The 26,465-nt window shown below is 46.0% G+C and carries 29 protein-coding genes; 19 read left to right on the top strand and 10 right to left on the bottom strand.

Translation table 11 applies throughout. The features are described 5' to 3' along the window. Positions 1 to 2 precede the first annotated feature (2 nt). On the top strand, positions 3 to 545 hold the full coding sequence (locus tag WOA13_RS09860) for a hypothetical protein (protein WP_342127721.1): 543 nt from the start codon (positions 3 to 5) through the stop codon (positions 543 to 545). A 30-nt stretch (positions 546 to 575) separates the two neighbouring features. Here WOA13_RS09860 and WOA13_RS09855 read toward each other — a convergent pair whose 3' ends face one another. Then, a complete protein-coding gene (locus WOA13_RS09855; RefSeq protein ID WP_342127720.1) occupies positions 576 to 965 on the bottom strand; it encodes a peptidase associated/transthyretin-like domain-containing protein in 390 nt (129 codons plus the stop codon). 77 nt (positions 966 to 1,042) lie between these two features. Beyond that, positions 1,043 to 1,525 (bottom strand): carboxypeptidase regulatory-like domain-containing protein, encoded by a 483-nt coding sequence (locus tag WOA13_RS09850; RefSeq protein WP_342127719.1) that lies wholly within the window; start codon positions 1,523 to 1,525, stop codon positions 1,043 to 1,045. Positions 1,526 to 1,679: 154 nt separating this feature from the next. Here WOA13_RS09850 and hisH point away from each other — a divergent pair, with 154 nt between their 5' ends. After that, a complete protein-coding gene (gene hisH / locus WOA13_RS09845) occupies positions 1,680 to 2,288 on the top strand; it encodes an imidazole glycerol phosphate synthase subunit HisH (protein ID WP_342127718.1) in 609 nt (202 codons plus the stop codon). 18 nt (positions 2,289 to 2,306) lie between these two features. Further along, a complete protein-coding gene (locus WOA13_RS09840; protein ID WP_342127717.1) occupies positions 2,307 to 3,629 on the top strand; it encodes an AIR synthase-related protein in 1,323 nt (440 codons plus the stop codon). A gap of 39 nt (positions 3,630 to 3,668) precedes the next feature. Here the strand turns inward: WOA13_RS09840 and WOA13_RS09835 are convergent, their stop codons facing one another. Both WOA13_RS09835 and WOA13_RS09830 read right to left on the bottom strand, forming a co-directional pair. Then, entirely contained in the window at positions 3,669 to 4,988 is a 1,320-nt protein-coding gene (locus tag WOA13_RS09835) for an NfeD family protein (protein ID WP_419095418.1), read from the bottom strand. 20 nt (positions 4,989 to 5,008) lie between these two features. Further along, positions 5,009 to 5,767 (bottom strand): slipin family protein, encoded by a 759-nt coding sequence (locus WOA13_RS09830; protein ID WP_342127715.1) that lies wholly within the window; start codon positions 5,765 to 5,767, stop codon positions 5,009 to 5,011. 111 nt (positions 5,768 to 5,878) lie between these two features. Here WOA13_RS09830 and WOA13_RS09825 point away from each other — a divergent pair, with 111 nt between their 5' ends. Then, positions 5,879 to 8,002 carry a DHH family phosphoesterase gene (locus WOA13_RS09825; RefSeq protein WP_342127714.1) on the top strand — a complete coding sequence of 708 codons (2,124 nt, stop codon included), beginning with the start codon at positions 5,879 to 5,881 and terminating at the stop codon, positions 8,000 to 8,002. Positions 8,003 to 8,080: 78 nt separating this feature from the next. Here the strand turns inward: WOA13_RS09825 and WOA13_RS09820 are convergent, their stop codons facing one another. From WOA13_RS09820 to WOA13_RS09810, 3 genes are all read right to left on the bottom strand, one after another. After that, a complete protein-coding gene (locus WOA13_RS09820) occupies positions 8,081 to 8,692 on the bottom strand; it encodes an orotate phosphoribosyltransferase-like protein (protein WP_342127713.1) in 612 nt (203 codons plus the stop codon). 74 nt (positions 8,693 to 8,766) lie between these two features. After that, positions 8,767 to 9,246 (bottom strand): NOB1 family endonuclease, encoded by a 480-nt coding sequence (locus WOA13_RS09815; protein WP_342127712.1) that lies wholly within the window; start codon positions 9,244 to 9,246, stop codon positions 8,767 to 8,769. Positions 9,247 to 9,317: 71 nt separating this feature from the next. Continuing rightward, entirely contained in the window at positions 9,318 to 10,682 is a 1,365-nt protein-coding gene (locus WOA13_RS09810; protein WP_342127711.1) for an ATPase domain-containing protein, read from the bottom strand. A gap of 147 nt (positions 10,683 to 10,829) precedes the next feature. Here WOA13_RS09810 and WOA13_RS09805 point away from each other — a divergent pair, with 147 nt between their 5' ends. Continuing rightward, positions 10,830 to 11,612 carry an NAD+ synthase gene (locus WOA13_RS09805; RefSeq protein WP_342127710.1) on the top strand — a complete coding sequence of 261 codons (783 nt, stop codon included), beginning with the start codon at positions 10,830 to 10,832 and terminating at the stop codon, positions 11,610 to 11,612. A 27-nt stretch (positions 11,613 to 11,639) separates the two neighbouring features. Here the strand turns inward: WOA13_RS09805 and WOA13_RS09800 are convergent, their stop codons facing one another. Next, positions 11,640 to 12,941 carry a tRNA(Ile)(2)-agmatinylcytidine synthase gene (locus tag WOA13_RS09800; protein WP_342127709.1) on the bottom strand — a complete coding sequence of 434 codons (1,302 nt, stop codon included), beginning with the start codon at positions 12,939 to 12,941 and terminating at the stop codon, positions 11,640 to 11,642. Positions 12,942 to 13,014: 73 nt separating this feature from the next. On the opposite strand from WOA13_RS09800, the gene WOA13_RS09795 reads away from it, so the two are divergent. The 8 genes from WOA13_RS09795 to WOA13_RS09760 all read left to right on the top strand — a co-directional run bounded on the left by WOA13_RS09795 (position 13,015) and on the right by WOA13_RS09760 (position 20,537). Then, a complete protein-coding gene (locus WOA13_RS09795) occupies positions 13,015 to 13,986 on the top strand; it encodes a transcriptional regulator (protein ID WP_342127708.1) in 972 nt (323 codons plus the stop codon). Positions 13,987 to 14,110: 124 nt separating this feature from the next. After that, on the top strand, positions 14,111 to 14,719 hold the full coding sequence (gene purN, locus WOA13_RS09790; protein ID WP_342127707.1) for a phosphoribosylglycinamide formyltransferase: 609 nt from the start codon (positions 14,111 to 14,113) through the stop codon (positions 14,717 to 14,719). Positions 14,720 to 14,764: 45 nt separating this feature from the next. Then, entirely contained in the window at positions 14,765 to 16,009 is a 1,245-nt protein-coding gene (glyA, locus tag WOA13_RS09785) for a serine hydroxymethyltransferase (RefSeq protein ID WP_342127706.1), read from the top strand. A 23-nt stretch (positions 16,010 to 16,032) separates the two neighbouring features. After that, positions 16,033 to 16,893: a bifunctional methylenetetrahydrofolate dehydrogenase/methenyltetrahydrofolate cyclohydrolase gene (locus WOA13_RS09780; protein WP_342127705.1), complete on the top strand. Its 861-nt coding sequence runs from the start codon at positions 16,033 to 16,035 to the stop codon at positions 16,891 to 16,893. 73 nt (positions 16,894 to 16,966) lie between these two features. Further along, positions 16,967 to 18,199: a dihydropteroate synthase gene (gene folP / locus WOA13_RS09775; RefSeq protein ID WP_342127704.1), complete on the top strand. Its 1,233-nt coding sequence runs from the start codon at positions 16,967 to 16,969 to the stop codon at positions 18,197 to 18,199. Between the two features lie 7 nt (positions 18,200 to 18,206). Continuing rightward, positions 18,207 to 18,821 (top strand): methylenetetrahydrofolate reductase C-terminal domain-containing protein, encoded by a 615-nt coding sequence (locus WOA13_RS09770; protein WP_342127703.1) that lies wholly within the window; start codon positions 18,207 to 18,209, stop codon positions 18,819 to 18,821. Positions 18,822 to 19,150: 329 nt separating this feature from the next. Further along, entirely contained in the window at positions 19,151 to 20,047 is an 897-nt protein-coding gene (locus tag WOA13_RS09765; RefSeq protein ID WP_342127702.1) for a glycine zipper 2TM domain-containing protein, read from the top strand. Between the two features lie 25 nt (positions 20,048 to 20,072). Continuing rightward, positions 20,073 to 20,537, top strand: coding sequence for a hypothetical protein (locus tag WOA13_RS09760; protein ID WP_342127701.1), 465 nt, complete (start codon positions 20,073 to 20,075; stop codon positions 20,535 to 20,537). A gap of 142 nt (positions 20,538 to 20,679) precedes the next feature. Here the strand turns inward: WOA13_RS09760 and WOA13_RS09755 are convergent, their stop codons facing one another. Together WOA13_RS09755 and WOA13_RS09750 are read right to left on the bottom strand one after the other, a co-directional pair. Further along, on the bottom strand, positions 20,680 to 21,414 hold the full coding sequence (locus WOA13_RS09755; protein WP_342127700.1) for a winged helix-turn-helix transcriptional regulator: 735 nt from the start codon (positions 21,412 to 21,414) through the stop codon (positions 20,680 to 20,682). Between the two features lie 17 nt (positions 21,415 to 21,431). Next, on the bottom strand, positions 21,432 to 21,821 hold the full coding sequence (locus WOA13_RS09750) for a peptidase domain-containing protein (protein WP_342127699.1): 390 nt from the start codon (positions 21,819 to 21,821) through the stop codon (positions 21,432 to 21,434). Positions 21,822 to 22,203: 382 nt separating this feature from the next. Between WOA13_RS09750 and WOA13_RS09745 the strand changes: the two genes are divergently transcribed. The 6 genes from WOA13_RS09745 to WOA13_RS09720 all read left to right on the top strand — a co-directional run bounded on the left by WOA13_RS09745 (position 22,204) and on the right by WOA13_RS09720 (position 26,440). Next, positions 22,204 to 22,761 carry a hypothetical protein gene (locus tag WOA13_RS09745; RefSeq protein WP_342127698.1) on the top strand — a complete coding sequence of 186 codons (558 nt, stop codon included), beginning with the start codon at positions 22,204 to 22,206 and terminating at the stop codon, positions 22,759 to 22,761. Positions 22,762 to 23,029: 268 nt separating this feature from the next. Continuing rightward, complete coding sequence (locus WOA13_RS09740) at positions 23,030 to 23,869, top strand: hypothetical protein (RefSeq protein WP_342127697.1); 840 nt, start codon at positions 23,030 to 23,032, stop codon at positions 23,867 to 23,869. A 331-nt stretch (positions 23,870 to 24,200) separates the two neighbouring features. Then, a complete protein-coding gene (locus WOA13_RS09735; RefSeq protein ID WP_342127696.1) occupies positions 24,201 to 25,043 on the top strand; it encodes a hypothetical protein in 843 nt (280 codons plus the stop codon). Beyond that, on the top strand, positions 25,040 to 25,237 hold the full coding sequence (locus WOA13_RS09730; RefSeq protein ID WP_342127695.1) for a hypothetical protein: 198 nt from the start codon (positions 25,040 to 25,042) through the stop codon (positions 25,235 to 25,237). Before WOA13_RS09735 ends, WOA13_RS09730 begins: the two co-directional genes overlap by 4 nt. A 77-nt stretch (positions 25,238 to 25,314) precedes the next feature. Then, complete coding sequence (locus WOA13_RS09725) at positions 25,315 to 25,497, top strand: hypothetical protein (RefSeq protein ID WP_342127694.1); 183 nt, start codon at positions 25,315 to 25,317, stop codon at positions 25,495 to 25,497. A 61-nt stretch (positions 25,498 to 25,558) separates the two neighbouring features. Beyond that, complete coding sequence (locus WOA13_RS09720; RefSeq protein WP_342127693.1) at positions 25,559 to 26,440, top strand: methylenetetrahydrofolate reductase; 882 nt, start codon at positions 25,559 to 25,561, stop codon at positions 26,438 to 26,440. The last annotated feature ends 25 nt before the right edge of the window (positions 26,441 to 26,465 follow it).

Genomic DNA, 26,465 nt, shown 5'->3' with positions numbered 1-26,465 from the left:
ATATGAGTGGGGGTACGACAAAAGAGGACGTCCTGGGGAGGGTCGAGTCCTTTGACCAGAGTGTCAGGAGCCTTGAGAAAAGGCTTCGTGCAGTGGAAAGACGATTGTCCGTGGAAGTGCCTGCTGAGGATGTTGCAGGTACTGTATTTGAGCCACAGCAACCGCAGGTTTCAGGAGATGTCCGATCTGCGATCGAGGGCATTGACAGGCTGAAAGCAGAAGTTGAAGAGCTGAGATCTCTGATAGAAGTTTCAATTCGTGAGGACATCGATAAGCTGTCCGACAGGCTGGAAACAGCACTTGCGGAGCAGGATGAGAAGCTCATGCGTATCGAGGACCGCAATAGGATAACCATCGGCTCTATTAAGATGCCTGTGGAACTTTCAGGAATCATAGGGGCCGTCCTCCTGTTTATCACAGGAGGCCTGATCTTTGCAGGCAGGTGGGATATTCTCAGGTCCCCTTATTTTTCCCTGGGGCTGGGAGCAGTGCTCGCTCTAGCGGTCCTGTTTAAGTTCTATCTGGCAAACAGGAAATCTGTCTGATGTTCCTTTGATCTGGCTATCGGCTATTCTTCATTGACGGATGATCTTCACAAAGTGATCGTCATCGTGGTCGAGATAGCCGTCAGCCATTGCTTTGATGGTTACGTATCCCTCATGCTTTCCCACAGGTAGCGAGATGTTGTTAAGCTGCATCAGCACCTGCCCTGAGCTATCGGTTAGTCCTCCGGAAGCAACGTTGCCGGAAGGGTCTCTCAGCACGACATTGCACCCACCCACAGGCTCCCCGTCAAAGTTGGAGACGGTGATCCCGATAGGCCCGGTACTTGAGTTATTGCCTGATAATGTTATGCTCGTCACGTCAGGAGTGGCATACATCGGCCTTGGTGCAGTGGGTGCATTGACGATTGCCGACACGATCACCGCAAAGCCGATCATCCCTATTATTGTCAGGACGACCATGCGAATAGGCAGTCCTATGGCTGCCTTTTCGTCCAGAACAATGCTCTATTTTGGCATATTAAAAAAGGAAAGTGAGATCACTTTGTCTTGATGACCATCACTGCATCTTTCTTCTCGTAATCGTAGAAACCATCGGCTGCGATCGTAAGGTCCATTGTACCTTCGTTCTGGTTGGCACCCATTTCCACCTGTGCAGCGGTGGTGATCAGCGTGGTTTCACCGTTGATGTCAGTGGTATTGCTTGCCACTCCACCAAGACCTCGCAGAACAGCGTTCGCGTTACGGACAGGATTTCCGTCAGGGTCGGTTGCAGTGATCCTGACCACGACTGTCAGCGGGTTCTGTGCGGTTACCGCATCCACCACAATAGTGTTTCCTGCACTCAGGGCAGTTCCCTGAAGGCCTGCTTCATCGATATTAACGGCCATGTTCTTTGTGGGTGGCGGGATTATCGCGATGAGTGCTGCCAGTGCGACCATTCCGACAACCAGCATCACCACGATGTTGATGGGTAGCTCTATCGCCCTTTCATCATTAAAGATTCTTCTCGCGTTTTTCATTCATATCACCTATTGTACCTTTGCCTTTTCAGGCGGGGATTCAAAGGTAAAAATGAGATATAAATATCGCGATTTTTTATAATTATATTAATAATTATTTGCGGTATTTAATCATCGCGTTAGATTGATGTACCAAAACCGTACTGTACTTCCCATGAAAAAGATAGTGATAATTGACTATGGGCTTGGCAACCTCCGTAGTGTCCAGAAGGGGCTGGAACACGCAGGTGCAGAAGTGACCATTTCAAAGGACCCTGCTGACCTTGAAAGTGCGGATGGTGTTATCCTTCCGGGCGTGGGTGCCTTTTCCGATGCAATGAAGAACATTGTTCCTTTCCTTGATTCAATACACAGTTACGTGGAGTCCGGAAAACCTGTACTTGGAATTTGCCTTGGGCAGCAGATGCTCATGAGCCATTCAGTAGAAGGCGGGTTCACAGACGGACTTGACCTGGTTCCCGGTAAAGTTGAACGCTTCCCGCACAGCGATCTGAAGGTTCCGCACATGGGATGGAACAGGCTTACCATCGAGCAGGACCATCCGTTCTATAAGGACATAGAAGATGGTGCGTTCGTTTATTTCGTACATTCATATTATGTGGATACTGACGATTCACACACCCTTGCTTCATGTGACTATGGTGTGAAGTTCGCAGCATCGGTTGTCAACTCACAGGGCAACGTCATCGGAACACAGTTCCATCCTGAAAAAAGTGGTGATATCGGCCTGAAGATGCTCAGGAACTTTGTCGATATGTGCTGATACCCCGGAGTGATCTTAATGGATATAGAAGGCTATGCAAGAAAAGGAATTCAGAGGAATGATCCTGAACTTGAGGACAAACTGACAGAACGCATACTTGAGATAAAGAACACAACACCCAAACATGCCCGTTCCCTTGCAAAAGCAGCTATTGTGGAGGCAAAGGCAACACTGAATGTCGAGGGTGACGTTCTCAAGTCCACTGTCTCCGGTGTGAGCATGGGCGAGTTCGGTGTGGGTTCCCGCGGACTGGGCGACTTCTATGCTCATGAGAAGATCGCAGAGGTCATCGGCAAGACAACAGCAGCTGTCGACACATCCCATCTTGACGATTCAGGTGCTATACTGAACGAGAGCGGGGACGGCTACATAATTATCACAATTGATGGGATTCATTCCCGTCTTAGCGATTTTCCTTTCCTTGCAGGTTTCCACGTGGCCCGTGCATCCCTGCGTGATGTGTACGTGATGGGCTCCCGTCCTGTGGCATTGCTTTCAGATATCCATGTTGCCGATGACGGAGATGTCGCAAAGATCTTCGACCACATTGCAGGAATTACTACAGTCTCAGAGCTTACCGGAATCCCTCTTGTCACTGGCAGCACCCTGCGTATCGGTGGCGATATGGACATCGGAGAACGCATGACCGGTGGTGTCGGTGCGGTAGGTACAGCCACAGACCTCACTGCCCGTGTGCAGACGCAGGTTGGCGATGTAATCCTCATGAGCGAGGGTGCAGGTGGCGGTACTGTTTCCACTGCAGCTCTCTACTACGAGATGCACGATGTGGTGGATGAGACCATAAACATCAAGTTCCTGGAAGCGTGCGAGGCCCTGATCGCATCCGGCCTGACAAAGCATGTGCATGCCATGACCGATGTGACCAATGGAGGTATTCGCGGCGATGCAAAGGAGATCTCAAGGACTGCAGGTGTCAAGCTCGTCTTCGATGAGGAAAAGATGCGTCCGCTTGTCAATCCGAAAGTTCTCGATATGCTGGAAAAGCTGGAGATCGACTATCTTGGTGTATCACTTGATGCATTGCTCGTCATCGCTCCAAGGGAATATGCAGACGACATTATGAAGACCGTCAGGGATGCAGGTGTTGAGATCGATATAATCGGAGAGGTTGTGGAAGGCACCGGTGCAGAGATCATGATCGACGGTGAGATGTGTGATTTCACCCCCCGCTTCAGGGAATCGGCTTACACTCCTATCAAGAAGATGATCGGGGATGAGGAGCCAAGGGATTTCGATGAGATGAAGAACGCCATCGATAACGCTGCAAATGAAGCGATCGATAAGAAAAGAAAAGTTATAGAAATGATAAAAGGGAAGTGATCTCTCACTTCCTCGACCAGATATCTTTTTTCCTTTTGCTCATTCTTCTTCTTTTTCTTCTTCCTCTTTTTTCACAAAGAGGAGTGGCCCTTTTTTGTCGGTGATCAATACACTGTCACCTTCTTCAAGGTCGTCTTCTGATCTTGCTTTCCAGTATTCTCCTCTGTATCTTACAAATCCTTCCGAACCGGCATCGATCTTATCGATAGCCTCCGCAAGGTCACCTGTGGGCTCTTCGCCGATGGTCGGTTTGCGATGCCTGACCTCAAGCACTTTGTAAAACACAAATACGAACAGCAGTCCCATGACTATTGTAGGTGTAACTATGGCAATGATCATTGTCTGCTGGACGTCTGCAGGAGTGTACCAGCGCGGGAAGTCCATTGGCACCAGGAAGATGCTTCCTACTATCAGGCATACAAATCCGGCTATTCCGAATATGCCAACTCCCGGCGCCTGCAGTTCGAGAACGAACAGCACCACCCCCAGCAGTATCAGGAATATTGCCGCGATATTTACATCAAAGCCCATTCCAACAAGTCCCAGAGAGATAGATACCACACCAAAGATCTCAGCACCTGCTCCTGGGTTCGAGATGCCTATGACGATGCCGTATATTCCCAGCATTATCAACAGTGAAGAGATAATGGGATCTGAGATTATATCCATAAAGCTCAGTCTGAGGTTTGGAGCATATGTATCAATGGTAGCGCCGCTGGTGTTCAGTTGCTTTTCCTTTATGGTCTGCCCGTCCACCTGCTCGAGGAGGTCTTCAACATCGGTAGCCACGTATTCGATCACTTCTGCTTCCAGTGCTTCCTCGGCATTGAGATTGAGGTTCTCCGTGATGAATTTCTCAGCAGCGGTCTCATTACGCCCGTGCTGGTTCGCCTTCTCCTTTGCAAGTGCCACAAGGGCATTCACTATTTTGTCATCCTCAACAGGCTCGACACCTCCTGTGGAAACTGTGACCGGCTGGGCAGAACCAATAACTGTAAAGGGTGCCATTGCAGCAACATCGGTCCCAAGGAGGATCAGTGTTCCTGCTGACCACGCTTTTGTCCCGCCGGGGTAGACGTATCCGATAACCGGGACCTCTGACTGATCTATGGCTTCAATGATCCTGAGGGTTTCATCGACACCGCCTCCAGGGGTGTTGAGGGTTATGACAAGGGCTTCATATTCTTCCTGCTGTGCTATCAAAAGTGCATCGACCACAATGTCATCGGAAACCGGCGTTATCGCATCATCCAGTTCCAGTACCAGGACCTTGTCTTCCGCAGAAGCACAGGCAGGGCTCAGGAGTAATGCCAATGCCAAAAAAAGAAAAGGGATAAGAGGTGATGTTCTTTTCAACATTTGATCACCTTCTTAAGGTTTTATTTCTTAGCGAATGCGGTGCTAAGTGCAGCAATCTCTCCGATATCCGATGAACTTGTTACTACTATGAGGTTCTTTTCACGCGCAACTTCGGCAATGGTCTGCAGTTCCCTCAGTTTGAGAGCTACAGGTATGTCCTGGTAGAGCTGTGCAGCATCTTTCATTTTTTGTGCAGCCATGAATTCACCTTCTGCAAGAATTATGCGTGAACGCTTTTCCCTTTCTGCCTCTGCCTGCTTTGCAATTGCACGAAGCATGGTCTCATCAATGCTTACATCCCGAAGGGTGACACCTGTGACCTTGATACCCCATGGATCTGTGGAAACATCAAGCAATTCCTGGATATCCTTGTTGATGGTCTCACGTTCGGAAAGGAGCTCATCAAGTTCGATCTGTCCGATGACATCCCTGAGGGTTGTCTGGGAAAGCATAGCAGTTGCATACTTGAAGTTCTCGACTTCTGTAATTGCATCAGCAGGTTTGAGCACCTTATAATAAATAACAGCATCTACCGCAACAGTAACATTGTCTCTTGTTATAACTGCCTGTTTCGGGACATCGATAGTTATAACTCGCAGATCTACTTTCATCACTGTATCGATAATAGGGATTATAAGGAAAAGTCCTGGTCCTTTTACTCCACTAAGTCGACCCAATCTGAAAATAACAACTCTTTCGTATTCTTTTACCATCTTGAGTGCCTGAGACAAGATGATAACTCCGATTACAACTATAGGTATTATATATTGTTCTATCATGAAACCTCCCCCATTTTATATGGAAGAAGTTCTAATAAAAAACTATTGCTTGTGGCAATCTTCGTACAAGCAAAGACATAAATCTAACATAAACAATTAAGACTTGATACAATGAGAGAAGAGTGCAATGAATGTGGAGGCAAGGGATATGAAGTCATCTCCACGGAAAAATGTTCTGAATGCAAAGGTACAGGAAAATCAAAGTCTGTCAACCTTATGAGCCTTTCACAAAAGGATGTGGGAAGCTTTTTGAAAGATGGTTCCGTTTGTCCGAAATGCGGCGGAAGCGGGGAAGTTGAAGTAAGAAGATCATGTGAGAAGTGCAACGGTACCGGTGCCTTCTATAAATGTGATGTATGCGGCAAGCCCATCGACGGCCCGATCAACGGCAAAGAGGCCTGCAGTACATGTGGTAAGGTGGATATCGTTCATGTGCTGGATGATTCCTGCAACCAGGATGAGCTTGAGGTCGGTAAGCTGTACCAGGCCAAAGTTAACAACATTGCGAATTTTGGTGTTTTCGTAGATATGAACTCCAACCTTCGCGGACTCATACATTCAAGCAATATCAGCACTCCCCTTGAACCGGGAGATCCTGTAATCGTCGAGGTTAAGGAAGTACGACGCGATGGAAAGATGGACCTGATCCCAAGGCATGTAAAGGAGTTCAACATCGTTGAAGTGGAAAAGTCCATTCCTATCAGGAAATCTATAGAGCTCGACAAGTTCATTGGTAAACTTATCAAGGTCGAGGGAGAGGTCATACAGGTCAAGCAGACCGGTGGTCCTACCATATTTACAATATCAGATGAGGAGGGCCTCATCTCATGTGCTGCATTTGAGCGTGCAGGAGAACGTGCCTATCCGGAGATCGATGCTGACATGATAGTAACCGCCACAGGCGAAGTGACAGCACGTGCTGACAGGCTTCAGGTAGAGGTCAAGAGCATGAAACGTCTCTCTGGTGAAAAAGAAGCGGCTGTCAAAAAGAGGATCGATGAGATCCTTGACAAAAGGGCTGAACCTGCAGAGATCGAATTCCTGGTAGAGAGCGAGATCCTTGAAAAGCTCAGGCCTGCAATGCGTCAGGTGGCCAGGGAGATCAGAAAGGCCATCATGAAATCAAAGCCGATCCTGCTTCGTCATCATGCCGATGCGGACGGAATGACCGCAGCAGTTGCCATTGAGAGGGCGATCCTCCCGATGATAACAGAGATAAACGGCGCTGATGCAGAATATCATTATTACAAGCGTGCACCATCCAAAGCACCATTCTATGAGATGCCAGATGTCACCAAGGACATTTCCTATGCACTTGAGGATGCTGCCAGGCACGGACAGAAACTGCCACTGGTCGTCATGGTGGACAATGGTTCCACAGAAGAGGATGTTCCGTCCATGAGACAGGCCCAGGTCTATGGTATAGACATGGTAGTTGTGGACCACCATCATCCGGATGAGATCGTTGACCAGTACCTGCTTGGGCATGTGAACCCTGCACACGTTGGCGGGGATTTCGGAATGACTGCGGGAATGCTTGCAACCGAGGTTGCACGTATGATCAATCCTGATGTGACAGAAGAGATCAAACACCTGCCAGCAATTGCTGCAGTGGGTGACCGCTCCGAGGCAGAAGAGGCAGAGGTCTACAAACAGATGGTCTCTGACAAATATTCACTTCAGGATCTCAAGGACATTGCCCTTGCTCTTGACTTTGAAGCATACTGGCTTAAGTTCAGCAGTGGCAAAGGAATTGTTGATGACATCATGGACCTTGGCGATAAGACCAGGCATAAGAATATCGTGAAACTGCTGTGCGAGCAGGCAAATTCCATGATCGATGAGCAGCTGACCGCATGCATGCCTAATGTAAAATCCCAGGACCTGCCAAACGGCGCTGTCCTGAACGTGCTGGATGTTGAGAACTTTGCACACAAGTTCACATTCCCTGCACCTGGCAAGACCTCAGGTGAAGTACATGATCGCATGTGCCAGAAGCTTGAAGGCAAACCGGTGGTAACCATCGGCTACGGACCCGACTTCGCTGTTATCCGCTCAAAGGGCGTTCTTATGAACATCCCGCAGATGGTTCGCGAACTTCATGAGGAGATCGTAGGTGGCGGTGTGAACGGTGGCGGACACCTTGTGGTGGGAAGCATCAAGTTCGTAGAAGGAAAACGTACTGACGTCCTCTCCAAACTGGTGGAGAAGGTCGGTTCTGTGGGAGTGGAGTAAGTCCTCTCCCGATCAGCTATTTTTAAAATAACTCAAAATAGAAAAGTGATCTTAAGACTTAAAAGGGGATTTCCCCTTTCAGTCCACACGTGTGATGCGCACCAGTGAGCTCATTGGCACATTGGCGATGGAATCCGTGTTCATCTTGTCAAGAATTACAGCTATTGCAACAGGGTTTGCATCCACATCACGGAGCTGTTCGACCACATCTGTGATAGTGGCACCTGATGAGACCACATCATCCACTATGATGCAGTTCTTTCCCCTTACATCAGCGAAGTTCCTGCTGAAGATACCTCTCTGGCGGCTTTTCTCTTTCTTGTCATCATAGTCGTGGAAAATAGAAAAATCAAGATCAAGCTCCTCTGCCATTATTGTGGCTATCGGTATTCCGCTAAGCCCGATACCTATGACTACCTCTGCTGTCTCATCTGTAGTTTCCAGTGATTCTGCAACCATGTCACAGAGTGCCTGTGATACGCACTTGAGCCTGAAAGAATTCTGTCCGATACTGCTCCAGTTAACTGATATGTCCTTTGGTGCAGGTGGAACGACGTCCTTCTTTGAACGTGTCAAAAGCCATGTTACGGTTTCCCGGGATACGTTGAGCTCGTTTGCTATCTGACCTGTGACAAGACCGTTAGCCTGTAGTTCAACTGCTTTCTGGATCATTTCTTCTATATTGTTCATATTATCCCAGCTTAAATATCAATTAAAAATATTCTTTACTCTTTCTTTCAAGTTGTTATAGGTCATATCTACGGTTATAGTTTTCTTCTCCTGACCTTCTTCAGTGGTGATCCGCAAACAGGGCATTCGTCTCCTTTATCGAACTTACGCCGGCATGCAGTGCACTTCTTTCCCCATACGAGAACGTCCTTTATCTTCTTCTGGGCAATGGGCTGAAACTTAATACCAAGGACCGAAGCAACGTTCTGGACGGCATAATCATCGGTGAGCAGGATCGATTCATCCTTGTATTCGTATGCCTTTGCCAGGATATCGATATCCGTATCCGAAAGCTCTTCAACATCCCGCGTCTCTTTGGAAAGGGAAACTACCTTTTTCCTGATGTCAGGATCGGGTTGTTCTACCCGTGTTCCCGTCTCGCAGGCGATCTCAAAGCGCATGACGGCTTCCTGGCTCTTCATCTCGTTCCTGACAGTTGGTACTGTTATAAATCGAGATGGATCGCCGTCATAGCCATAAATAAAAACTGCGGAGTCTGTAATATAGAATGTCATATTTTCTTAGTCCGGGCCTGTGTTCATATTTTGATATTTCTCATCAGGCTTATAGCTATCCATCCTCCCTGTCAGCGGGAGGAAGGCAATATGATGTCAACACCGGAATCCCTTATTTCGAACTGCCTTATTCCTGTGTCGTGTGCGCTTCCACGGATCTTGAGCACGGAGATCGTCTTTTCTGTCTGGTCTTCCCTTTCTCTCAGGGAAAGCAGGACAGATGCATCCATTCCGTAGTCATTGACATCCTGCATTGCTCCCCTGGAATCTGCTCCCTGTGCGAACATTGAGGTTATGCCGTTGGACTTGAAGATCTCTGCAAGGAGTTTGACATGGTCCTTTGCATCATAAGGTGTCATCAGTTCATTGAACACATGGACGTCGTCCACAAAAACACGCTTGATATCCATTTCCTTGATCATGTTGCGAAGTTTGATGGCATGTTCTCCAGCTTCCAGGTATGACGGGTTAGTGTAGATTACATTGACAAGTCCTGCTGAGATATGCTCGCTGATATCATGTCCGATGGACTTTGAATTGTTGACCGTCTGATCATCGGATTCCACAAAGGAAACGATGAGTCCTTTTTCACCGGAGTTTGCTCCTTCTGCTATGAACTGGGTTCCGATGGTAGTCTTGCCGGTACCACTACTGCCGGAGATGAGCGTTGTTGAACCTTCGAATACTCCTCCCTCTGTCATGGTGTCAAGCCCGGAAACACCTGTTGGAACACGATTGGTGGAATATGGTATGTCCGGTTCAGGCAGTTCCTGCCTGTGGAGGATCATACCCTCGTCTGTTATTGTAAATGGATGCTTGCCGGTACTGTATCCCTGACCTCTCAGTTTAAGGATCTCAAGGTGGCGTACCCGGCGTTTGTTGACCTCGTCATCGGAAAGGTAGATGACGCCGTCAGAAACATGGCTCAGGTCACTTGTCAGGAGCTCCTCTTTTGTGAACTCCCCGGTTGCGATCACAAGTGCATCCCATTTTTTCATGCGAAGGAACAGGTCGTAGTAGAACCTGCGTTTTGCTTCCTTGTCAAGAGTACTGCCAATAGCAGTTATCGGGTCAATGACGATCCTGTCCGGCTTTATCTTCTCGATGGATTCCTCCAGGTTCCACATGAACGAATAGATGCCTTTGTCAAGTGTTTCGGTGCCGATAGGTATGTAGTTCATGTTGCCTGTGGACAGCAGGGAGATATTGTAAAAACTGAGCTTTGACATGAAGTTGTTGACCATTGCAATAGGCTCGTTAAGGGATGTGACATACATGCACACTTCCTTCTTTTCGGAAGCGGTGAAGATCGACTGCATTGCAATTGTGGTCTTTCCGGTACCCGCAGGACCCGCTATCAATATGGCAGAAGGTCGAGGGAATCCACCTTTAAGGATCTTGTCAAGTCCCAATATCTCGGATCGCATCAGATTCATTATAGCACCTACAATATATATTTGGAATTATTTCTCTGACCACTGTATTAAAGGTTATGTCATATGCGATGTATCTGAACATGAAATCTAAATATGGAGCTGTTCATAATAGTACTCCTATCACATCATCAAACGGAACTTGATATCATGGACATGGAAAAAGCGAAGGACATTATTGTGGATTTTATCAGTATAAAGCTTGGCGAGGCAGGGATCCCGGGAGCCGTTGTGGGGATCAGCGGCGGGATCGATTCAGCACTTGTGGCATACCTTACAGTTGAAGCACTGGGTGCTGAGAATGTAATGGGTATCCACATGCCCGAAGATGCAACCCCTGAATCTGAGATAAATGATGCAAAGGAGGTTGCAAAGAGCTTGGGTATCGACTTCAAGATCGTTAATATCTCAGACATCCTTGGTACTTACAAGGATACGATGCCTGACATCGAAGAGACCACAGCTCCTGTAGACGGGAACCTGAAAGCAAGGATAAGGATGTCCGTTCTTTATTACTATGCCAATATGCTTGGCAGGGTTGTGATGGGAACCGGCAACAAGACGGAGATCCTTCTTGGTTACTTCACAAAATACGGCGATGGTGGTGTTGACCTTGAGCCTATCGGTGACCTTTACAAGACCGAGGTGAGGGAAATGTCACAGATGCTTGGGCTTCCTGAAAGTATCCTCAACAAGGCACCTTCTGCAGGACTGTGGGAAGGCCAGACTGATGAGGCAGACCTTGGTGTCACATACGAGAACATCGACAAGGTGCTTGAACCCATACTTGCAGGTGAAGGGCATGAGCGTGTCAGTGCAAGGACCGGTGTTCCCATGGAGGACATCACTTCACTGCTGAGACGCCTTCGAGCTAACATGCACAAAAGGACAACTCCTCCCATAGCTGATCTTGATGAGCTTCGGGAAGACTGAAAATTGCAATAATGAAATAACGAAAGATCATCTTGACGGGAATATCTTCCCGTCTCCTTCTTTGTCTTCTTTCTTATCCAGACAGCGCACAAGGGGCATTGCAAGATGCCTGCGTGCACAGGGTGGGACCTCGTAGGTTCCCGTCTTAAGATCCCTCTCAACCTCCACAAGTTCAGCTGAAGCAGCGGAGGTCCCACATTTCTTGCAGCGATAACCCTGCCCCTTGCCTGCGGACTTCATCCTTTTGCCACATTCCTGGCATGTGGGATTAACGGATTCATATTTTTCCTCAAGGGATATTATCTTCATTTTTTCGATGTTCAGCGTACTGTTCTTCACACTGCCTGAAAATACGACCCTGTCACCGGGGATGAACTTGCGGACAATCTCCCTGAAGTTCTTGGTCGGCTCATAGGCAGCACAGTCCATCTCATCTCCGTGATCGTCCCTGATGGAGAATATGGTATGCCCTCCCCTGATGGTCTCCGGTTCGGTTGCAACTGTCACTTCGATGGTGTAGGAGTGCATGTCCCTGATATCCGCGATCTTTTCTGCAGGTATCAGGTGAAGGTCGGTTCCCTGGTCTGTTCGGTAGACCATGTAGCGTTCCACAGGTTCGGATTCGATCATCTGTGAGGTTTCGGTGACCACATCAACGCTGTTCCCGCGGATGCCGAATAGCACAGGGTCCCCTGCATGTGGGACGCAGACAACGAGGTCGTTGGCACAATCCACGGTATCCCATGTGTCCGGATAGGTTTCAAGATCTGCTTTCCTTACACTTTCCTCATCGACTTCCCTGGGACTTCCCCAGGCGTTCCTTTCCCTGTATGCGAGGTACTCGTAAGTGTGGTCCCAGCCAGGGTTGAGCATGGCTCCACATGCAGCCAGTGCGCCGATAAGACCTCTCCCATTCTTCAGTCCCTTCGATGGCAGGTCTAGTTCTGCGATAAGGTTCTTAGCATCCTCAATTTCCAGTACTTCACGTACGGCTTTCAGGAAGAAGTTCAGGAGGGTTTCCTTTACCCTTTCCTGATCATTGTCAGGGATGAACACGATACCCGGGTTTGTCATCTCGCTCTGGAGCTCTGCAAGTTCCTCAACCCTTGATATCACATGTTCCATGACCTTTTTCGGTTCGTCGGTTTTGATCTCAAAGGCCGTAGATGCATTTCCCCGGGTCTTGAAGGGTATTGTAGGATTGAGGCGTATGAGTATGGGGCTGCCTATGACGGTCCCGTACTCTTTCAGCTCATCCATCAATGCTGCACAAAGGTATGTTGTGCACATTCCTTCCCTGGAATCTGTATCATCTATGGCTATGATCATGTTCTTCTGGCCCGTGTTCGTTTATATACTAACAAATAGGTTTATATAGATGTGCAATCAATCATTTATCGTCATGACTAAGGATATTCTGATACATCAGATCATTGACGTATTGGAGCTTGCCGGTTTCACTGTGTCGAACCGATGTAATATCAGACCTCGGAGTTTCGATATCGCTGCACGTCAGGATAATACGCTCCTATTCTGTAAGGTCTTATACAACATTGACGGTCTGAACGAAGAAACTGCCCGGGAGATGATAGCCCTGGCGGAGTATCTTGGTGGTTATCCGATACTGGTTGGTGCAAAGACACGTGACCAGATGCTTGAGGACAGCGTAGTGTATATGAGGTATGATATACCTGCGGTCAACGTCCAGACACTTTTTGATTATTTTGTAGAGAATGTCCCTCCGCTTGTGTCAGCAGCACCCGGAGGACTCTATGTATCCATAGATGGTGACGTACTGAAGGATGCAAGAACGGAGATATCTATGTCACTGGGAGCTCTTGCTTCCGAGCTTGGTGTGTCCCGGCGTACCATCAGTAAATATGAAGAAGGGCAGATGGATGCTTCCATCGACATCGTGTTGCATCTTGAGGAGATCCTGGATGTCGCTCTGGCAAAATCCATTGATATCCTGCGAACCTTCGAGAAAGAGATGGATGGCAAGAACGCCAAAGAGGAAGAGCCGGACAGGACAACTCCTCCCAACGATAATATCCTGAACCTGATCTATACGCTTGGCTATGATGTCCTTTCAACGAACCAGGCCCCATTCAAAGCGGTATCCAAGGATTATTCCAGCACTTTCCTTACAGGGGTTAGTGAATACAGCAGTGCAATGCTCAAGCGTGCCCACCTGATGAGCAGTATCTCCGATGTCATCAGAACGCAGTCTATCTTCATTATCGAAGGTAAGAGCAGGTATGAATCTGTGGAGAACACTGTACTTATAGAGCGGGAAGAGTTGAACACATTGTCCGATGCGGACGATCTTGAGACACTTATCAATGAAAGGGCAAGGCATAGAAGGGAAAACTGATAGTTTGACCTTTTGTTTTTCAGGCTTTGTCTTTGAATAATTATTTTTGATTATTCGTTATCCCGGATTTTTTGGCTATATAAGTCCAAAACTCTAATATATAGCAATCTCGTATGGGTGAGCAATGACTCTCAATATTGCAGTTCTTGTCTCTGGACGCGGTTCGAACCTGCAGTCCATCATTGATAACATCGAAAATGGCTATATTCCGGATGCTGCCATCAAAGTGGTTGTCAGTGACAAGGGAGATGCATACGCACTTGAGAGAGCTAACGATCACGGTATCGATGGTGTGTTCATAGACCCTTCAGCCTTTGGCGGTAAGAAGGGGTATGAGAAAGAGGTCCTTAAGACGCTTGAAAAATATGATACGGAACTTGTTGTCCTTGCAGGATACATGCGTATCATTGGCAGTGACTTAATTGAGGCTTACAGGAACCGAATAATGAACATCCATCCCGCACTTCTGCCATCCTTCATGGGACTTCATGCACAGAAGCAGGCATTTGATTACGGTGTCAAGGTCGCCGGCTGCACAGTGCATTTTGTCGATGAGGGCATGGATACCGGACCTATTATCCTCCAGAGATCTGTTCCCGTCCTCGAAGAAGATACCGAGGACACGCTTGCAGACCGCATTCTGGAGCAGGAACACAAGATCTATCCTGAGGCCGTGAAGCTGTTCGTTGAGGACAGGTTGAAGGTCGACGGAAGGAAAGTATCTATTTCATAATCAATTGATCAATTAAAACGATAGCTATCAAAGGAACGATAAATCATGTCTTACATTTCAGATATCGACCCAGAAATTGCCAATGCATTGGAATTGGAAGCAGAGCGTCAGGATTTCAAGCTGAACCTTATTGCTTCAGAGAACTTCACCAGCCGTGCTGTCATGGAAGCACAGGGCTCCATCATGACCAACAAGTACGCAGAAGGTTACTCCGGAAAGCGCTACTATGGCGGCTGTGAATTCGTTGATATTGCAGAGAACCTTGCCATCGAGAGGGCAAAGGAGATCTTCGGTGCAGAACACGTTAACGTCCAGCCACACTCCGGTTCAGGCGCAAACATGTCCGTCTACTTCTCCGTGCTCAAGCCAGGCGACAAGATCATGTCAATGGACCTTTCCCACGGTGGTCACCTCTCCCACGGAAGTCCTGTAAGTTTCTCCGGCCAGCTCTACGACATCGTCCCATACGGTGTTTCAAAAGAGACCGAGGCGCTTGACTACGAGGCACTTATGGAGATGGCAAAGGAAGAGAAGCCACAGATGATCGTTGTGGGTGCTTCCGCATACTCCAGGATCATCGATTTCAAGGCATTCAGGGATATTGCAGACGAGGTCGGAGCATACCTGCTTGCAGATATTGCACACATCGCAGGTCTCGTAGCTGCCGGTGTTCATCCAAACCCATTCCCATACGCTGACTTCGTGACCACAACCACACACAAGACCCTCCGCGGTCCAAGGGGTGGAATGGTAATGTGCAAGGAAGAGTACGCAAAGGGAATCGACAAGTCCGTCTTCCCGGGAATCCAGGGCGGTCCACTCATGCACATCATCGCTGCAAAGGCAGTTGCATTCAAGGAAGCACAGGGCGAGGCTTTCAAGCAGGATCAGGAACAGACCGTAAAGAACGCAAAGGCACTCTGTGCAGCACTCCAGGAGAGAGGCTTTGATATCGTCTCCGAAGGAACCGACAACCACCTGATGCTCCTCAACCTCAACAAGTACGACATTACCGGAAAGGATGCAGAGGTCGTTATGAGCAAGGCAGGTATTGTCATCAACAAGAATACAATTCCATTCGAGACCAGAGGTCCATTCATCACCAGCGGACTGAGGGCAGGAACCCCTGCTTCAACAACCCGTGGAATGAAGGAAGCTGAGATGATCGAGATCGCTGATTTCTTCGAGACCATCCTCAACAACAAGGATGACGACAAGGTCCTTGAAGCAGTCAATGCAGATGTACAGGAACTCTGCAGCCGCTTCCCGATATACGAGCACTTGAAATAAACGTAATAAGAAGGTGAACTGCAATGTCTGACGAGGACCAGAACAAGATCATTGATGGAAGAGCTGTTGCAAAGAAAGTGGAAGCTGAGGTTAAGGCCGGAGTCGAAGAGCTCAAAAGTGAAAAAGGCATAACTCCCGGACTGGCTACCATTCTTGTAGGCGATGACCCTGCATCAAAGATGTACGTGAGGTTAAAACACAAAGCTTGTGACCGTGTAGGCATTTATGCAGAGGACCACCCCCTTCCTGAGTCCACGACCCAGGAAGAACTCCTTGACCTTATCAGCACATTGAATGCAAGAGAGGATATCCATGGTATTCTCCTGCAGCTGCCACTTCCAGCCCAACTCAATGAGCAGGAAGCAATGAACGCCATCGATCCTGCAAAGGATGCGGATGGTTTCCACCCATTCAACATGGGACAGCTTCTCATTGGTATCGAGGAACTTGTGCCATGCACTCCAAAGGGTGTCATCCGTGCACTTGAGGAATACGACATTGACATACAGGGCAAACATGCGGTTATCGTGGGTCACAGCAATGTGGTCGGAAAGCCAATGGCTGCAATGCTTGTGAACAGGAATGCCACCGTTTCGGTCTGCCATGTGTTCACCGAGGACACCTCAAAGTTCACTAAAGAAGCAGATATCCTTGTGGTTGCCACAGGTGTGAAGCATCTCATCAAGGAAGACATGGTGAAAGAAGGCGCTGTGATCTTTGATGTTGGTATCTCCGAAGAGAACGGTAAGGTCTACGGGGACGTTGACTTTGAGAACGTCATCAAGAAAGCTGCTCTGGTAACCCCGGTTCCGGGCGGAGTTGGTCCTATGACCATTTCCATACTCATGCAGCATGTCCTGATGGCAGCACAGAAGACTGCTTAAAGGCAGTCTGCACTTTTTTCTTTTCAGTCGTATTATATATAATCGATAAAAACTCATAATCACTGGTTATACAATGGTTGTTGACGTTGACATATGTGGCTTGAAAATAGGTGACGATCACCCCGTGCGATTAATGGGTGTTATAAACCTGAGCCGTGAGTCTTTTTACAAAGGATCCGTGGTGGACACGGATTCCGTTCTTGATGTTGCACAGAGAATGATCGACGATGGAGCCACCATCATCGACCTTGGTGCAAGGTCCACCTGGCCGCTGGCCGACCCCATCACTAAACAGGAAGAATGCGACCGCCTCTTGCCTGCACTTGAACTTTTGAAGGACAACCTGGATGCTGTGATCTCAGTGGACACGGTGTTCTCGGACATTGCAGAGAAGGCACTGGAAAAAGGTGCTGACGTTGTCAATGATGTGGCAGGCTTTGCCGAGGATGGCGGTATGCTGGATGTGGTTGCAGACCACGGCTGTCCGGCAGTTGTGATGGCTGCGGGAAAACTTCCAGGCGACCCCATAGGCATGGATGCCATCATGCGTTCCCTTGACGACATCCTTGTGCGTTCCGAAGAACGTGGAATCGATACAGACCAATTAATTCTGGACCCTGCCATCGGTAAATGGGTGCCGGAAAAACTTCCTATTTACGACCTTGAGACCATCGACCAGTTCGAGCGCCTGAAAGTGTTCGAAAAACCGCTCCTTGCAGCCATCTCCCGCAAATCGTTCATCGGAGACCTGCTCAACAAACCCGCAACCAAGCGCCTGTACGGCAGTCTGGCAGCAGCAGCCATCGTTGTTCAGAAGGGTGCACATATCATCCGTACCCATGACGTGGCAGAGACTCTCGATGTGGTACAGATCGCAGGCGCCATACGCAGCAGGCAGCCTGTGGTGGAGGAGAACGGCTTCGAGGTCAGCGTGCTTGACATCACAAATCCTGATGATGCAGCTCTTGCAATGCGAAATATCGGTGTTACGGGTACTGGTTCCGTCATCATGAAGGATAAGACCGCGAACCGTGTACTGAAGATCAGCAATATCACAACCACCGAGGCCCTGATCATCAAGCAGGAGATCCTAGCACGCGGCGGGGATGCAGCGCTTGAACGTGATGCTGTCTCCCATGAGACCGAGAAGACCGATGTCATTGTAATGGGCACATTGCTCCAGGTCAGGAAACTTGCCGATAAGCTGGGATGCCAGGCAAGAAACCTCCCGCTGATATCAAAGATGATCAAAGAAGCACTGAAACAGGAATCTGATATTGAATACAGCTATCTGAGCAAGATCTGAGGAAATCATGATAATCTCATCTTCCAAACCCTTTAGCGAGATCCTTGACATGCTTTCGGACAAGGAGTCCATTTTTATCGTAGGCTGCAGCGTATGCGCTGCCAAGCAGCATGTAGGTGGAGAACCTGAGGTCGACGAGATGAAATCCAACCTTAAGGATGCCGGAATAAACGTGATCGGTGGAGTTGTTGCAAAGGCAGCATGCAGTGTTCGCTCATGTGAAGCCCTTGAGGAGCTTGCACCTGAGATAAAGGATGCCGATGCAGTGCTTGTCATGGCGTGCGGAAGCGGCACTTCCAACATTGCACGCTTTGTGGACGTGGATGTCTATCCTGCCAACAACACCGAATCTCTGGGTGCCATGGCAGGAGACAGGATTATCCATCATCTGTGTGCCATGTGCGGCCAGTGCACCATCGCCGAGTTCGGTGGCGTCTGTCCCACAGCCCAGTGTCCCAAGGAACTGCTCAACGGTCCCTGCGGTGGTTCCATGGATGGCAAATGCGAGGTTGATCCTGAGAAGGATTGCGCCTGGGAGTTGATCTACGAGCGACTTGAGAGGATCGGACGGCTGGATCTGCTGGATGAGGTCCGGGATGCGAAGGATCGGCTGGTGAAGTAAGTTTTGTTTTTGTTATTCGATATGGCTTATTGTTCTCGGCTTCAAGTCAGATGTTGGGGATATCTACTGATTTCTACCTTATTTTTCTGAAAAATATAGATTCCTGTGTATCCAAATGTTCACTTTCAGTTCGATGATATGGTCAGATTATATTTATAATGTAACTTAGTTAGAACATAATGCAACATCGTAAAAATGTTAGTAGGGGGTTCAGCCAGTCTTGACGGAATAACTGAAGCCCCGTGCCAGAAGGCAGGGTTATACTTCGCTGTTTGTACTATATAAGCGTAGCTTTACTTCTGGAGTAAATGAATCTAAGAGGTATATTCGTGAAAACCAAAGGGATAAGAGTAACAACAATTTTCATGACGTTACTGATATTGGGCTCAATTTGTTTACCCACTGTAAGCGCAAAAGAAAACACTGCATTTTCTTCCATAGATGCTGAAAATGAAGTTATTATTGAAAACAGGCCGGATATTCAGATAATAGAAATGACAGATACATCAAGTATTGTTCAAGTTGGAGATATTGTTATATCTCTCAATACAGATGAGGATTTCACAGAAGGTATAATGGAAGTAGAGGATGTAACCACTAACGAAAAAGAGGTCCTCGAATTTTATGTGACAAAATTATCTGATAACTTCAAAGTTGATGTAACGCTCAACGAAGAAAACACTGAAAGTTATTTCACAACATATAATCCTCTGGACCCCGGGGAAACTAAAGAATTATTGTCTCAGAAAACAACTCCATCTTTATTTCAGGATGAACAGGTTGTGACAAGATCAACTTCTTATGTATGGGACGATGTCAATTTTGTGAAAGGTACCGGGGTGAAGTACCCACATCCAAGTTATACTGCGTATAATGGTGAGGTATGGCAGGATTATTACATTAATGGAGATGAACTTAAACACAACCATATCAGGCAGTCAAGGTCTAATACAATATCACAACTGGCACCTGCAGTTGCAGGAGCTACAATTGGGGCATATCTTGGAAATGTTCCTGGTGCGGCCATAGGTGCAGCTCTTGGACTTGTACTTGGAGGTACTTCCAGTGATGCTCTTCTGGATGAAGAAGGATGTATCTGGTATTGGGAGTCTCATATATCGAGTTATGTCAGTCTCCCTCCTACAAATTTGCCCATATTTGTGCCTTTATATTATAGAATCGCTTCGTACACTCTTTGGGATACAATGAGTGTTGGAAATCCATAAGTCTTGATTTTTCAGGAGTACACTTATGAAGACAACAAAACAATTGCGAGCAAAAATCCTTGTATTTGCAGGGGCTTTGCTTGGACTTTTTTTTTATTATGTATATGGTCTTTTCCTCTCAAAAATAAAATTCCTGCTATTTTCACAGGCAGATACAGGTAACCCCAATTTAATAGTTGCTCAAAATTTGGGTCCTGTGGACTATTGGCTGGATGCAGGCTTGTTAGCATTTTTTATTGTAACAGGAATCTATATTCTTAACAAAGATAATTTGGATGCATCCGAAAAGCTCCGTGACATCGCGTTCATGAAAAGTTCATTGATAGGTTTTATCCTTTATATGCCAGTGACTATAATCGCGTATGTGTCAGGTTTTGAGCTTTCCTATAGAACTACTCTGGCAGTGGGTTATGCATTGATTGTAATTGTCTATTTCATTATTAGAAATAGAAATGGAAGTTCAAATGCTGTGAAACACAGTCACATTTGATGTTAAATATTATTTAAAGGGCAAATCAAATAAACGACGGTAAAATCTAATATTGGATTCTTTGTAGTTCTTGTATTTAGAAGACACGATCAGAATCAAAGATGATGCTAATGAAAATGAACATAAAATCAAGAACTGCTGATTAAATAGCTGAAATGGCAGGTTCGGATTCCGATATGGCGTTTTTCAGATCTGCCTCTATCGCCGGATTAATAAAGCACCTTTTGTATTTCCCATCGCTTTTGAAATGTACAAGTCCTTCATTGTGCAGCTCATCAATATGCCAATGCACGGTGCTTTTAGCCAGTCCGAATGTCTGTGTGAGATTCTGGTTTGTTATTCCTGGCTCATGAAGAATGGAGATTAGAATTGATTTTCCTGTGTCATTTCGCAGGAAGAAGATGATTTTCTTTTCTGTATCCGTATATTTGTATGAATTCTTAAAAAGCAGCACTAACTTCCCTTTTTCCAATCGGGTTATTTTGTTTTTAAATTGAAGCACTTTTAAATGATATCTTACGGTGCTTCTTTCCATCTCTAGAGTCTTTTCAATATCAGATATTGTGCTTCCGGGATTCTCGGTTATGTAGTGAAGAATTCGATTCCTGTGAGGGTTCTCGCATTTTTGCCTTATCCTTCCTAAAAGGAGGGGTATGAATTTGTAAAGGGCTAATGGGGCTCCCAACAATCCTGAGATGTAGATGATTTGAAGAGATAATGGAAGCTCAAAAAAAGAGAAGGTGATATCATGGCCACCACCTTCATACATACCTCTTTCAGGACCCGTGTATGGAGCTACTTCATACTCGTTTGCACTGGCCAGAGCTGGATTGCAAATGAGTATGAAAAGCAAAAATGGAATCCATAAATATCTCATAACAATGGAAACAATTTTCAGATATAATAATCTTCTGTACCCTTGACACTATATCCATAAACCTGACTATTCCAGGTTCCGAGTTCAAATCCATTTGAATTTGTTATTACAATGTTAATTCTTCCATCGATGACACCGTCTGCATTGTCATAGAATGTCCCGATTATTTCATTGCTCGGGCTGTACACTATAAGCCTAAGTGAATCGCTTGTGTCACCCCAGTTCAGGTCTATGTGACGTGAAGTTGTGTATGAACTGATTATTTCACCATGCCAGTTTGTTTCTCCCTGTGTGATGGTGTCAGAAACCCATCTTGGTGTGATTGTAGGATCTGACTTGACAGGAACGATGGTATATCCGTTGTCCTGACTGGCGGTAGCTGCGGCAAAAGATACCGATATAAGCATTACTATTAGTAATAATCCAATTTTTCTTATCATATTTTTCCTCCTAAATTTTACAAAACATCTTGCAAAAAAACAGGATATAAGTTTTGTGACCATATCGTCGAACTGAAAAAACAGTTCGATGATGTGGTTAGAAAATATTTATACAATCTCTTATCTAGGATTTATTGCAACATCGCAAAAATGTTCGATGAAGTGGGGGTCAGCTTTGTTTTATGGCAATGAATGACTTCCGTTTTCTGGAGCAGAGCTAGGTTTGAAGTTGATATTATAGATGTATCAGGATTGTCCTTAAAAAGCAAACCTAGACGTGTTTTATGGTACTTGAAAGACAAGGAATTGATAGAAAATGAATAAGCTAATTGGAGTGCTAATTGCTATCATGTTGGTAATGTGTCTTACATCATCTGCAAGCGCAGCAGTTAGTGAGAATGAGACTTTTGTTGAGGATGCTGCCCAACTAAGACTTGAAGAAACCAGGGAGAAATTGGGGGAAGATGCTGTCCAGGAAATGGAAGATTATCTTGAGTTGCAAAAGAACTTGCCTGCTGTGGTAAGAGCTATGCCGGGAGGTGGTAGTGCCTTAGCTTATGCTGGAACGAATAATGATAGCAGGGTTGTCTATCTAAACTATATTGATGGCATGGATCTTTCTGATGAGGAGAAGGTAGAGTATAAGAACAAACTTATTGATGTCTGGGATCGATATCCAGATGATATAAAGGTTACTGATTATGCTTTCATGGCAAAGATGGCTGGTTTGATGGAAGAGGAAGCTAAGAACGTTAGGGATGAAGCCCATTTCGACGAAGATGGAAATCTTGTGATCATAGTCAATGAAACAACACAGGAAGAACCCGGGACAAACAAGCAAACGCCGGGCTTTACCTCAATAATGCTTATCATCGGGCTGTTGTTATCGGCAAGGAGTAGGAAGTGATAGTTTTGTGGTCATATCTCCAAAAACTAAAAAGGAATATTGCGATAATGTGAGGGATATTCATTCTGGCTTTCTTCGTTACGTTGTCCATGTTTCATTCATGGTCTGGTACAGGAGAAAGGAAGGTCTGGCATTCTCTAATATTACGTTGATACTGGACCATCTATTAAGTTCAAGGTCAAACGATAAGTGAATTAAAATTCGATTTAAGGTCAATTTGATCTTGCTTTGGGAAAGAATGTTTGGATAAGATGCAGGTTCTGATCAAATGTATGAGCTATCGTCTAAAAAATTAATATTCATAACAATAAGCCTGATCCTGTTCATCAGTCTAATATCAGCTTTAGTCACTTTGCCTGCAGAACCTTATCACTCAAGCAATGAGTTCAAGTTTTCAGAATTATTTAATACATCTTTTCATAAATATCCGGTTCCTTTGAGTAGCTACTCTGCTTCAAGTGGCTATATCGATTCAGTCATTGATTCCACATCCCTTCGTATTGATCCTCAAAATGTGATTGGTTTAAGCGAGTTTGGAGCAGCAAATATTATACTTATCGAATCTGAGGGGAATATTACTGAAATAATCGCTGATGACAGAGCCAATGTTCTGGAAATAAATGCCCTTGAGATGAAACCAGTTGGCTCAAGAGAATTTTCGGCTACCGGAAAGCTAATGGAGAGCACAGTAATAGAATTATATGAACTTGAAATTCTCTTGCCCGATCCAGATAATTTCTCCTCTTTCACTGTAAGTGTCCTTGAGATATCCCATGAAAGCTGGGAAGACCAGATTGGTTGCAAGGGGGACAAGAACAAAGATGTTCACATTGAAGGACTGTTTTTCATTGATAGTTCCGACAATGTGCTTGTTGTGGGAAATTCAGAGGTACTTACAAATTGCACCATGTTGTCGGTTACTGAAAATAAAGAGCACTCACAAAGTGGCAAGATTTTTGGAGAATTTTATAATTCAGTTAAGTGGAAAAGTAAAGGTCTGTTCATAAGTTCTGAATCCGAACGAGAACCACATATTGTAGTTGATAAATTTATCACCATCACAACCTGGGTTGCAGAAGACTCATGGCTCAGCCTGGGTCGATTTTGAATTGCACGTCTTATGGGCATGTTAATTCTGTTCTTAGGATGCTCCATCCTTATTTGAGCATGCTTTTTTGGCTAACTAAAGTTGAAAATAATGTAAAAAATGTTGATTGTGCAACACAAAGTTGTCAAAAAGAACAATTTGATGAAATGGATATAAAATATTTATACTGCTTGGCACTTAGAACAGAATAAGACATTGTAAAGACGTTGTGATATTTGGGAATTCTTGACAGAACAGCCAATCCGCATATCAGGGTATAATCTCAGGTTTTACTGTTTACTCCTATGGCTACGTCTTTGTTTCCGGATCAATGGGTTCAAGAGGATATTGCATGAAACTAAAGCTATTTCTGGGATTACTGTTAGTGATCGGCATGATCGGGTCCGGATTGGCAATTGAAGAAAATGCAGAACAAAGCAATGAGTCTGTTGAAGGGCAGTTGCCAGGAAGGGTTTTGACACCTGAAGAAGTAATGGAAGTTTTTGGCAATGCTACGTGGGATTATCAACTACCCGATGAAGCACCGGATGATGGGATTGTGCGTTCACATGAAGGCACAGAATATGTGTATCTGGTACGTAATTTTTCAGACCCGATTTTGCTAACAGAACTAAATGAAGCAAGGAACGATGTGATCAATAGCTATTATGCGAATACGTCGGAGAATGGAGCTTCATATGGTTCTATAATGTATTCAGTACCTCAGGTTCCGGAAGGAGGGCGCATTGTAGCGTACTGTTTTAGAATTGATGATGAAGGGATAACAAGTCACTATGTGGGAATTGCGGGTGATGAAAGGTCCGTATCAAGGATCCACGAAAAGGCAGAAATATGGTACAACAATGAAGTTCTGGAGCTGGAAAATGCAGAAGCAAATACAATTGCTGACGATGAACTCATTTCCAATAGCTCAGTCCAGTTTTCATCTGAAAGTTATACAATGGATGAGGATAGGCTCGAGATTGCAAATAAGTTGTATGGTACTGACATTACATATGGAGAATACATAAAGCAGGTCTTCCCTGAAGCATACAAGGAATTTCCATCAACTTCTGAAGAAAAAGTCTATAATATGGATATGCTATGGCCGAGATCTCCCCGGGGAATCAAATTAGTTATTTTTGTTCTTGTTTTGGCATTTTTCATGGAGAAAATACTGGAGAAAATACAATGAGTACAGAACATCTTGATATTTTCTTCAATTTGTTCATTATAATAGCTCTGGCGACTGCATTTTACAATGCCTATCAGGGATGGTATTACGACAATTCCAGTCAGTTGCTGTTGTCTATTTCCTTGCTATTTTCATTGTTGGCGGCTTCGATCAAAGAGGTCATTAAAAGAAATATGGTTGAAAGAGGCAACTGATGGGCATTTAATTGATCGGGTATATCCTCAAAGATAATTTATGTAATGTTGTCTGTTAATTTATATGGTGTCCTGCTATGAACCTGAAAACAATGAACATTCTCTTCCGCATTCTTTCCACAACAGCACTGGTGGCAGCATTATATCTCGGTTATCTCTGGTGGGGAAAAGGAGAATATAACCAGCCGTTGCTCTGGATCACATTCATCTGCGGTGTTCTTTCCATAGTGTTCATGCAATTTATTGATAAGAAAAGTTAAACCCTTACCTTCCTCAAGGTCGCGATGCATTTAAAAACCAGACCTACATATTTACCCCACGATGCTATCAACTTTCAACGATGCGCTCAATTCAGACCGCTTCATTGTGACCGCAGAGGTGGCACCCCCGAAGGGTACCGATATCTCGGCGGTACTTGAGGATGCAGAAATTATCAGGGGATGGGTGGATGCTATCAATATCACGGACAACCAGCGTGCGGTAATGCGCATGAGCCCGGTAGCCGTGGGTAAGTTACTGATGGATGCCGGTCATGAGGTGATAGTGCAGTTCACCTGCCGTGATCGCAATCGTCTGGCATTGCAATCCGACATCCTGGCGGCATCAGCCCTTGGGATCAGGAATCTCTGCGTGATGACAGGGGACTATCCCACCAAAGGCGATCATGCGGGTACAAAGCCGGTGTATGATCTTGATTCTGTACAGCTTCTCTCAGTTATCACTAAAATGATGGCTGGACACGATATGGCATGCAATGAGCTTGCAGGTGCTCCGTCATTCACCGTTGGTGCGGTCTCCAACACCGATGCAGCACGCAGGATGCAGATGATCAAGCTCAAAAAGAAGATTGATGCTGGTGCACGGTTCATACAGACCCAGGCGGTCTATGATGTGGAAGGTTTTGGCGAGTTCATGGACTCGTTCCCGGACCCCGATGTGCCGGTGCTGGCAGGGATCATTCCGCTTCGTTCGGCAGGGATGGCACGTTTCATGAATGGCAATGTTCCGGGAATAAGGGTGGGGGATGAGATGATATCCCGCATGGAGGATGCCGAAGACCCTGTTCAGGAAGGGCTTGAGATCGCTGCGGAGAGCATCCGGGAGTTACGTAAGATGTGCAGCGGAATCCACCTGATGCCTATCGGGGGCAATTCCAATACTCAGAAACTGCTTGAAATGGCAGGAATTTCCGCTTTACAATAATTTATAATAAATTTCTAATTAATTT

This window comes from Methanococcoides sp. LMO-2, assembly GCF_038432375.1.
GTDB lineage: Archaea > Halobacteriota > Methanosarcinia > Methanosarcinales > Methanosarcinaceae > Methanococcoides > Methanococcoides cohabitans.
The sequence above is the reverse complement of the archived record's forward strand: the minus strand, read 5'-3'. Positions and strand labels throughout refer to the sequence as shown.

What these genes read in the sequence shown, in the direction of transcription:
- WOA13_RS09720 (WP_342127693.1), top strand. Translation starts at nt 25,559, where the DNA reads ATGCTATCAACTTTCAACGATGCGCTCAATTCAGACCGCTTCATTGTG.
- hisH (WP_342127718.1), top strand. Translation starts at nt 1,680, where the DNA reads ATGAAAAAGATAGTGATAATTGACTATGGGCTTGGCAACCTCCGTAGT.
- WOA13_RS09830 (WP_342127715.1), bottom strand. Translation starts at nt 5,767, where the DNA reads ATGATAGAACAATATATAATACCTATAGTTGTAATCGGAGTTATCATC.
- WOA13_RS09825 (WP_342127714.1), top strand. Translation starts at nt 5,879, where the DNA reads ATGAGAGAAGAGTGCAATGAATGTGGAGGCAAGGGATATGAAGTCATC.
- WOA13_RS09740 (WP_342127697.1), top strand. Translation starts at nt 23,030, where the DNA reads ATGTATGAGCTATCGTCTAAAAAATTAATATTCATAACAATAAGCCTG.
- WOA13_RS09725 (WP_342127694.1), top strand. Translation starts at nt 25,315, where the DNA reads ATGAACCTGAAAACAATGAACATTCTCTTCCGCATTCTTTCCACAACA.
- WOA13_RS09835 (WP_419095418.1), bottom strand. Translation starts at nt 4,988, where the DNA reads ATGTTGAAAAGAACATCACCTCTTATCCCTTTTCTTTTTTTGGCATTG.
- purN (WP_342127707.1), top strand. Translation starts at nt 14,111, where the DNA reads ATGACTCTCAATATTGCAGTTCTTGTCTCTGGACGCGGTTCGAACCTG.
- WOA13_RS09855 (WP_342127720.1), bottom strand. Translation starts at nt 965, where the DNA reads ATGGTCGTCCTGACAATAATAGGGATGATCGGCTTTGCGGTGATCGTG.
- WOA13_RS09750 (WP_342127699.1), bottom strand. Translation starts at nt 21,821, where the DNA reads ATGCTTATATCGGTATCTTTTGCCGCAGCTACCGCCAGTCAGGACAAC.
- WOA13_RS09860 (WP_342127721.1), top strand. Translation starts at nt 3, where the DNA reads ATGAGTGGGGGTACGACAAAAGAGGACGTCCTGGGGAGGGTCGAGTCC.
- WOA13_RS09795 (WP_342127708.1), top strand. Translation starts at nt 13,015, where the DNA reads ATGACTAAGGATATTCTGATACATCAGATCATTGACGTATTGGAGCTT.
- WOA13_RS09730 (WP_342127695.1), top strand. Translation starts at nt 25,040, where the DNA reads ATGAGTACAGAACATCTTGATATTTTCTTCAATTTGTTCATTATAATA.
- WOA13_RS09805 (WP_342127710.1), top strand. Translation starts at nt 10,830, where the DNA reads ATGGACATGGAAAAAGCGAAGGACATTATTGTGGATTTTATCAGTATA.
- WOA13_RS09755 (WP_342127700.1), bottom strand. Translation starts at nt 21,414, where the DNA reads ATGAGATATTTATGGATTCCATTTTTGCTTTTCATACTCATTTGCAAT.
- WOA13_RS09850 (WP_342127719.1), bottom strand. Translation starts at nt 1,525, where the DNA reads ATGAAAAACGCGAGAAGAATCTTTAATGATGAAAGGGCGATAGAGCTA.
- glyA (WP_342127706.1), top strand. Translation starts at nt 14,765, where the DNA reads ATGTCTTACATTTCAGATATCGACCCAGAAATTGCCAATGCATTGGAA.
- WOA13_RS09735 (WP_342127696.1), top strand. Translation starts at nt 24,201, where the DNA reads ATGAAACTAAAGCTATTTCTGGGATTACTGTTAGTGATCGGCATGATC.
- WOA13_RS09780 (WP_342127705.1), top strand. Translation starts at nt 16,033, where the DNA reads ATGTCTGACGAGGACCAGAACAAGATCATTGATGGAAGAGCTGTTGCA.
- WOA13_RS09810 (WP_342127711.1), bottom strand. Translation starts at nt 10,682, where the DNA reads ATGAATCTGATGCGATCCGAGATATTGGGACTTGACAAGATCCTTAAA.
- WOA13_RS09815 (WP_342127712.1), bottom strand. Translation starts at nt 9,246, where the DNA reads ATGACATTCTATATTACAGACTCCGCAGTTTTTATTTATGGCTATGAC.
- WOA13_RS09770 (WP_342127703.1), top strand. Translation starts at nt 18,207, where the DNA reads ATGATAATCTCATCTTCCAAACCCTTTAGCGAGATCCTTGACATGCTT.
- WOA13_RS09745 (WP_342127698.1), top strand. Translation starts at nt 22,204, where the DNA reads ATGTTGGTAATGTGTCTTACATCATCTGCAAGCGCAGCAGTTAGTGAG.
- WOA13_RS09800 (WP_342127709.1), bottom strand. Translation starts at nt 12,941, where the DNA reads ATGATCATAGCCATAGATGATACAGATTCCAGGGAAGGAATGTGCACA.
- WOA13_RS09760 (WP_342127701.1), top strand. Translation starts at nt 20,073, where the DNA reads ATGAAGACAACAAAACAATTGCGAGCAAAAATCCTTGTATTTGCAGGG.
- WOA13_RS09840 (WP_342127717.1), top strand. Translation starts at nt 2,307, where the DNA reads ATGGATATAGAAGGCTATGCAAGAAAAGGAATTCAGAGGAATGATCCT.
- folP (WP_342127704.1), top strand. Translation starts at nt 16,967, where the DNA reads ATGGTTGTTGACGTTGACATATGTGGCTTGAAAATAGGTGACGATCAC.
- WOA13_RS09820 (WP_342127713.1), bottom strand. Translation starts at nt 8,692, where the DNA reads ATGAACAATATAGAAGAAATGATCCAGAAAGCAGTTGAACTACAGGCT.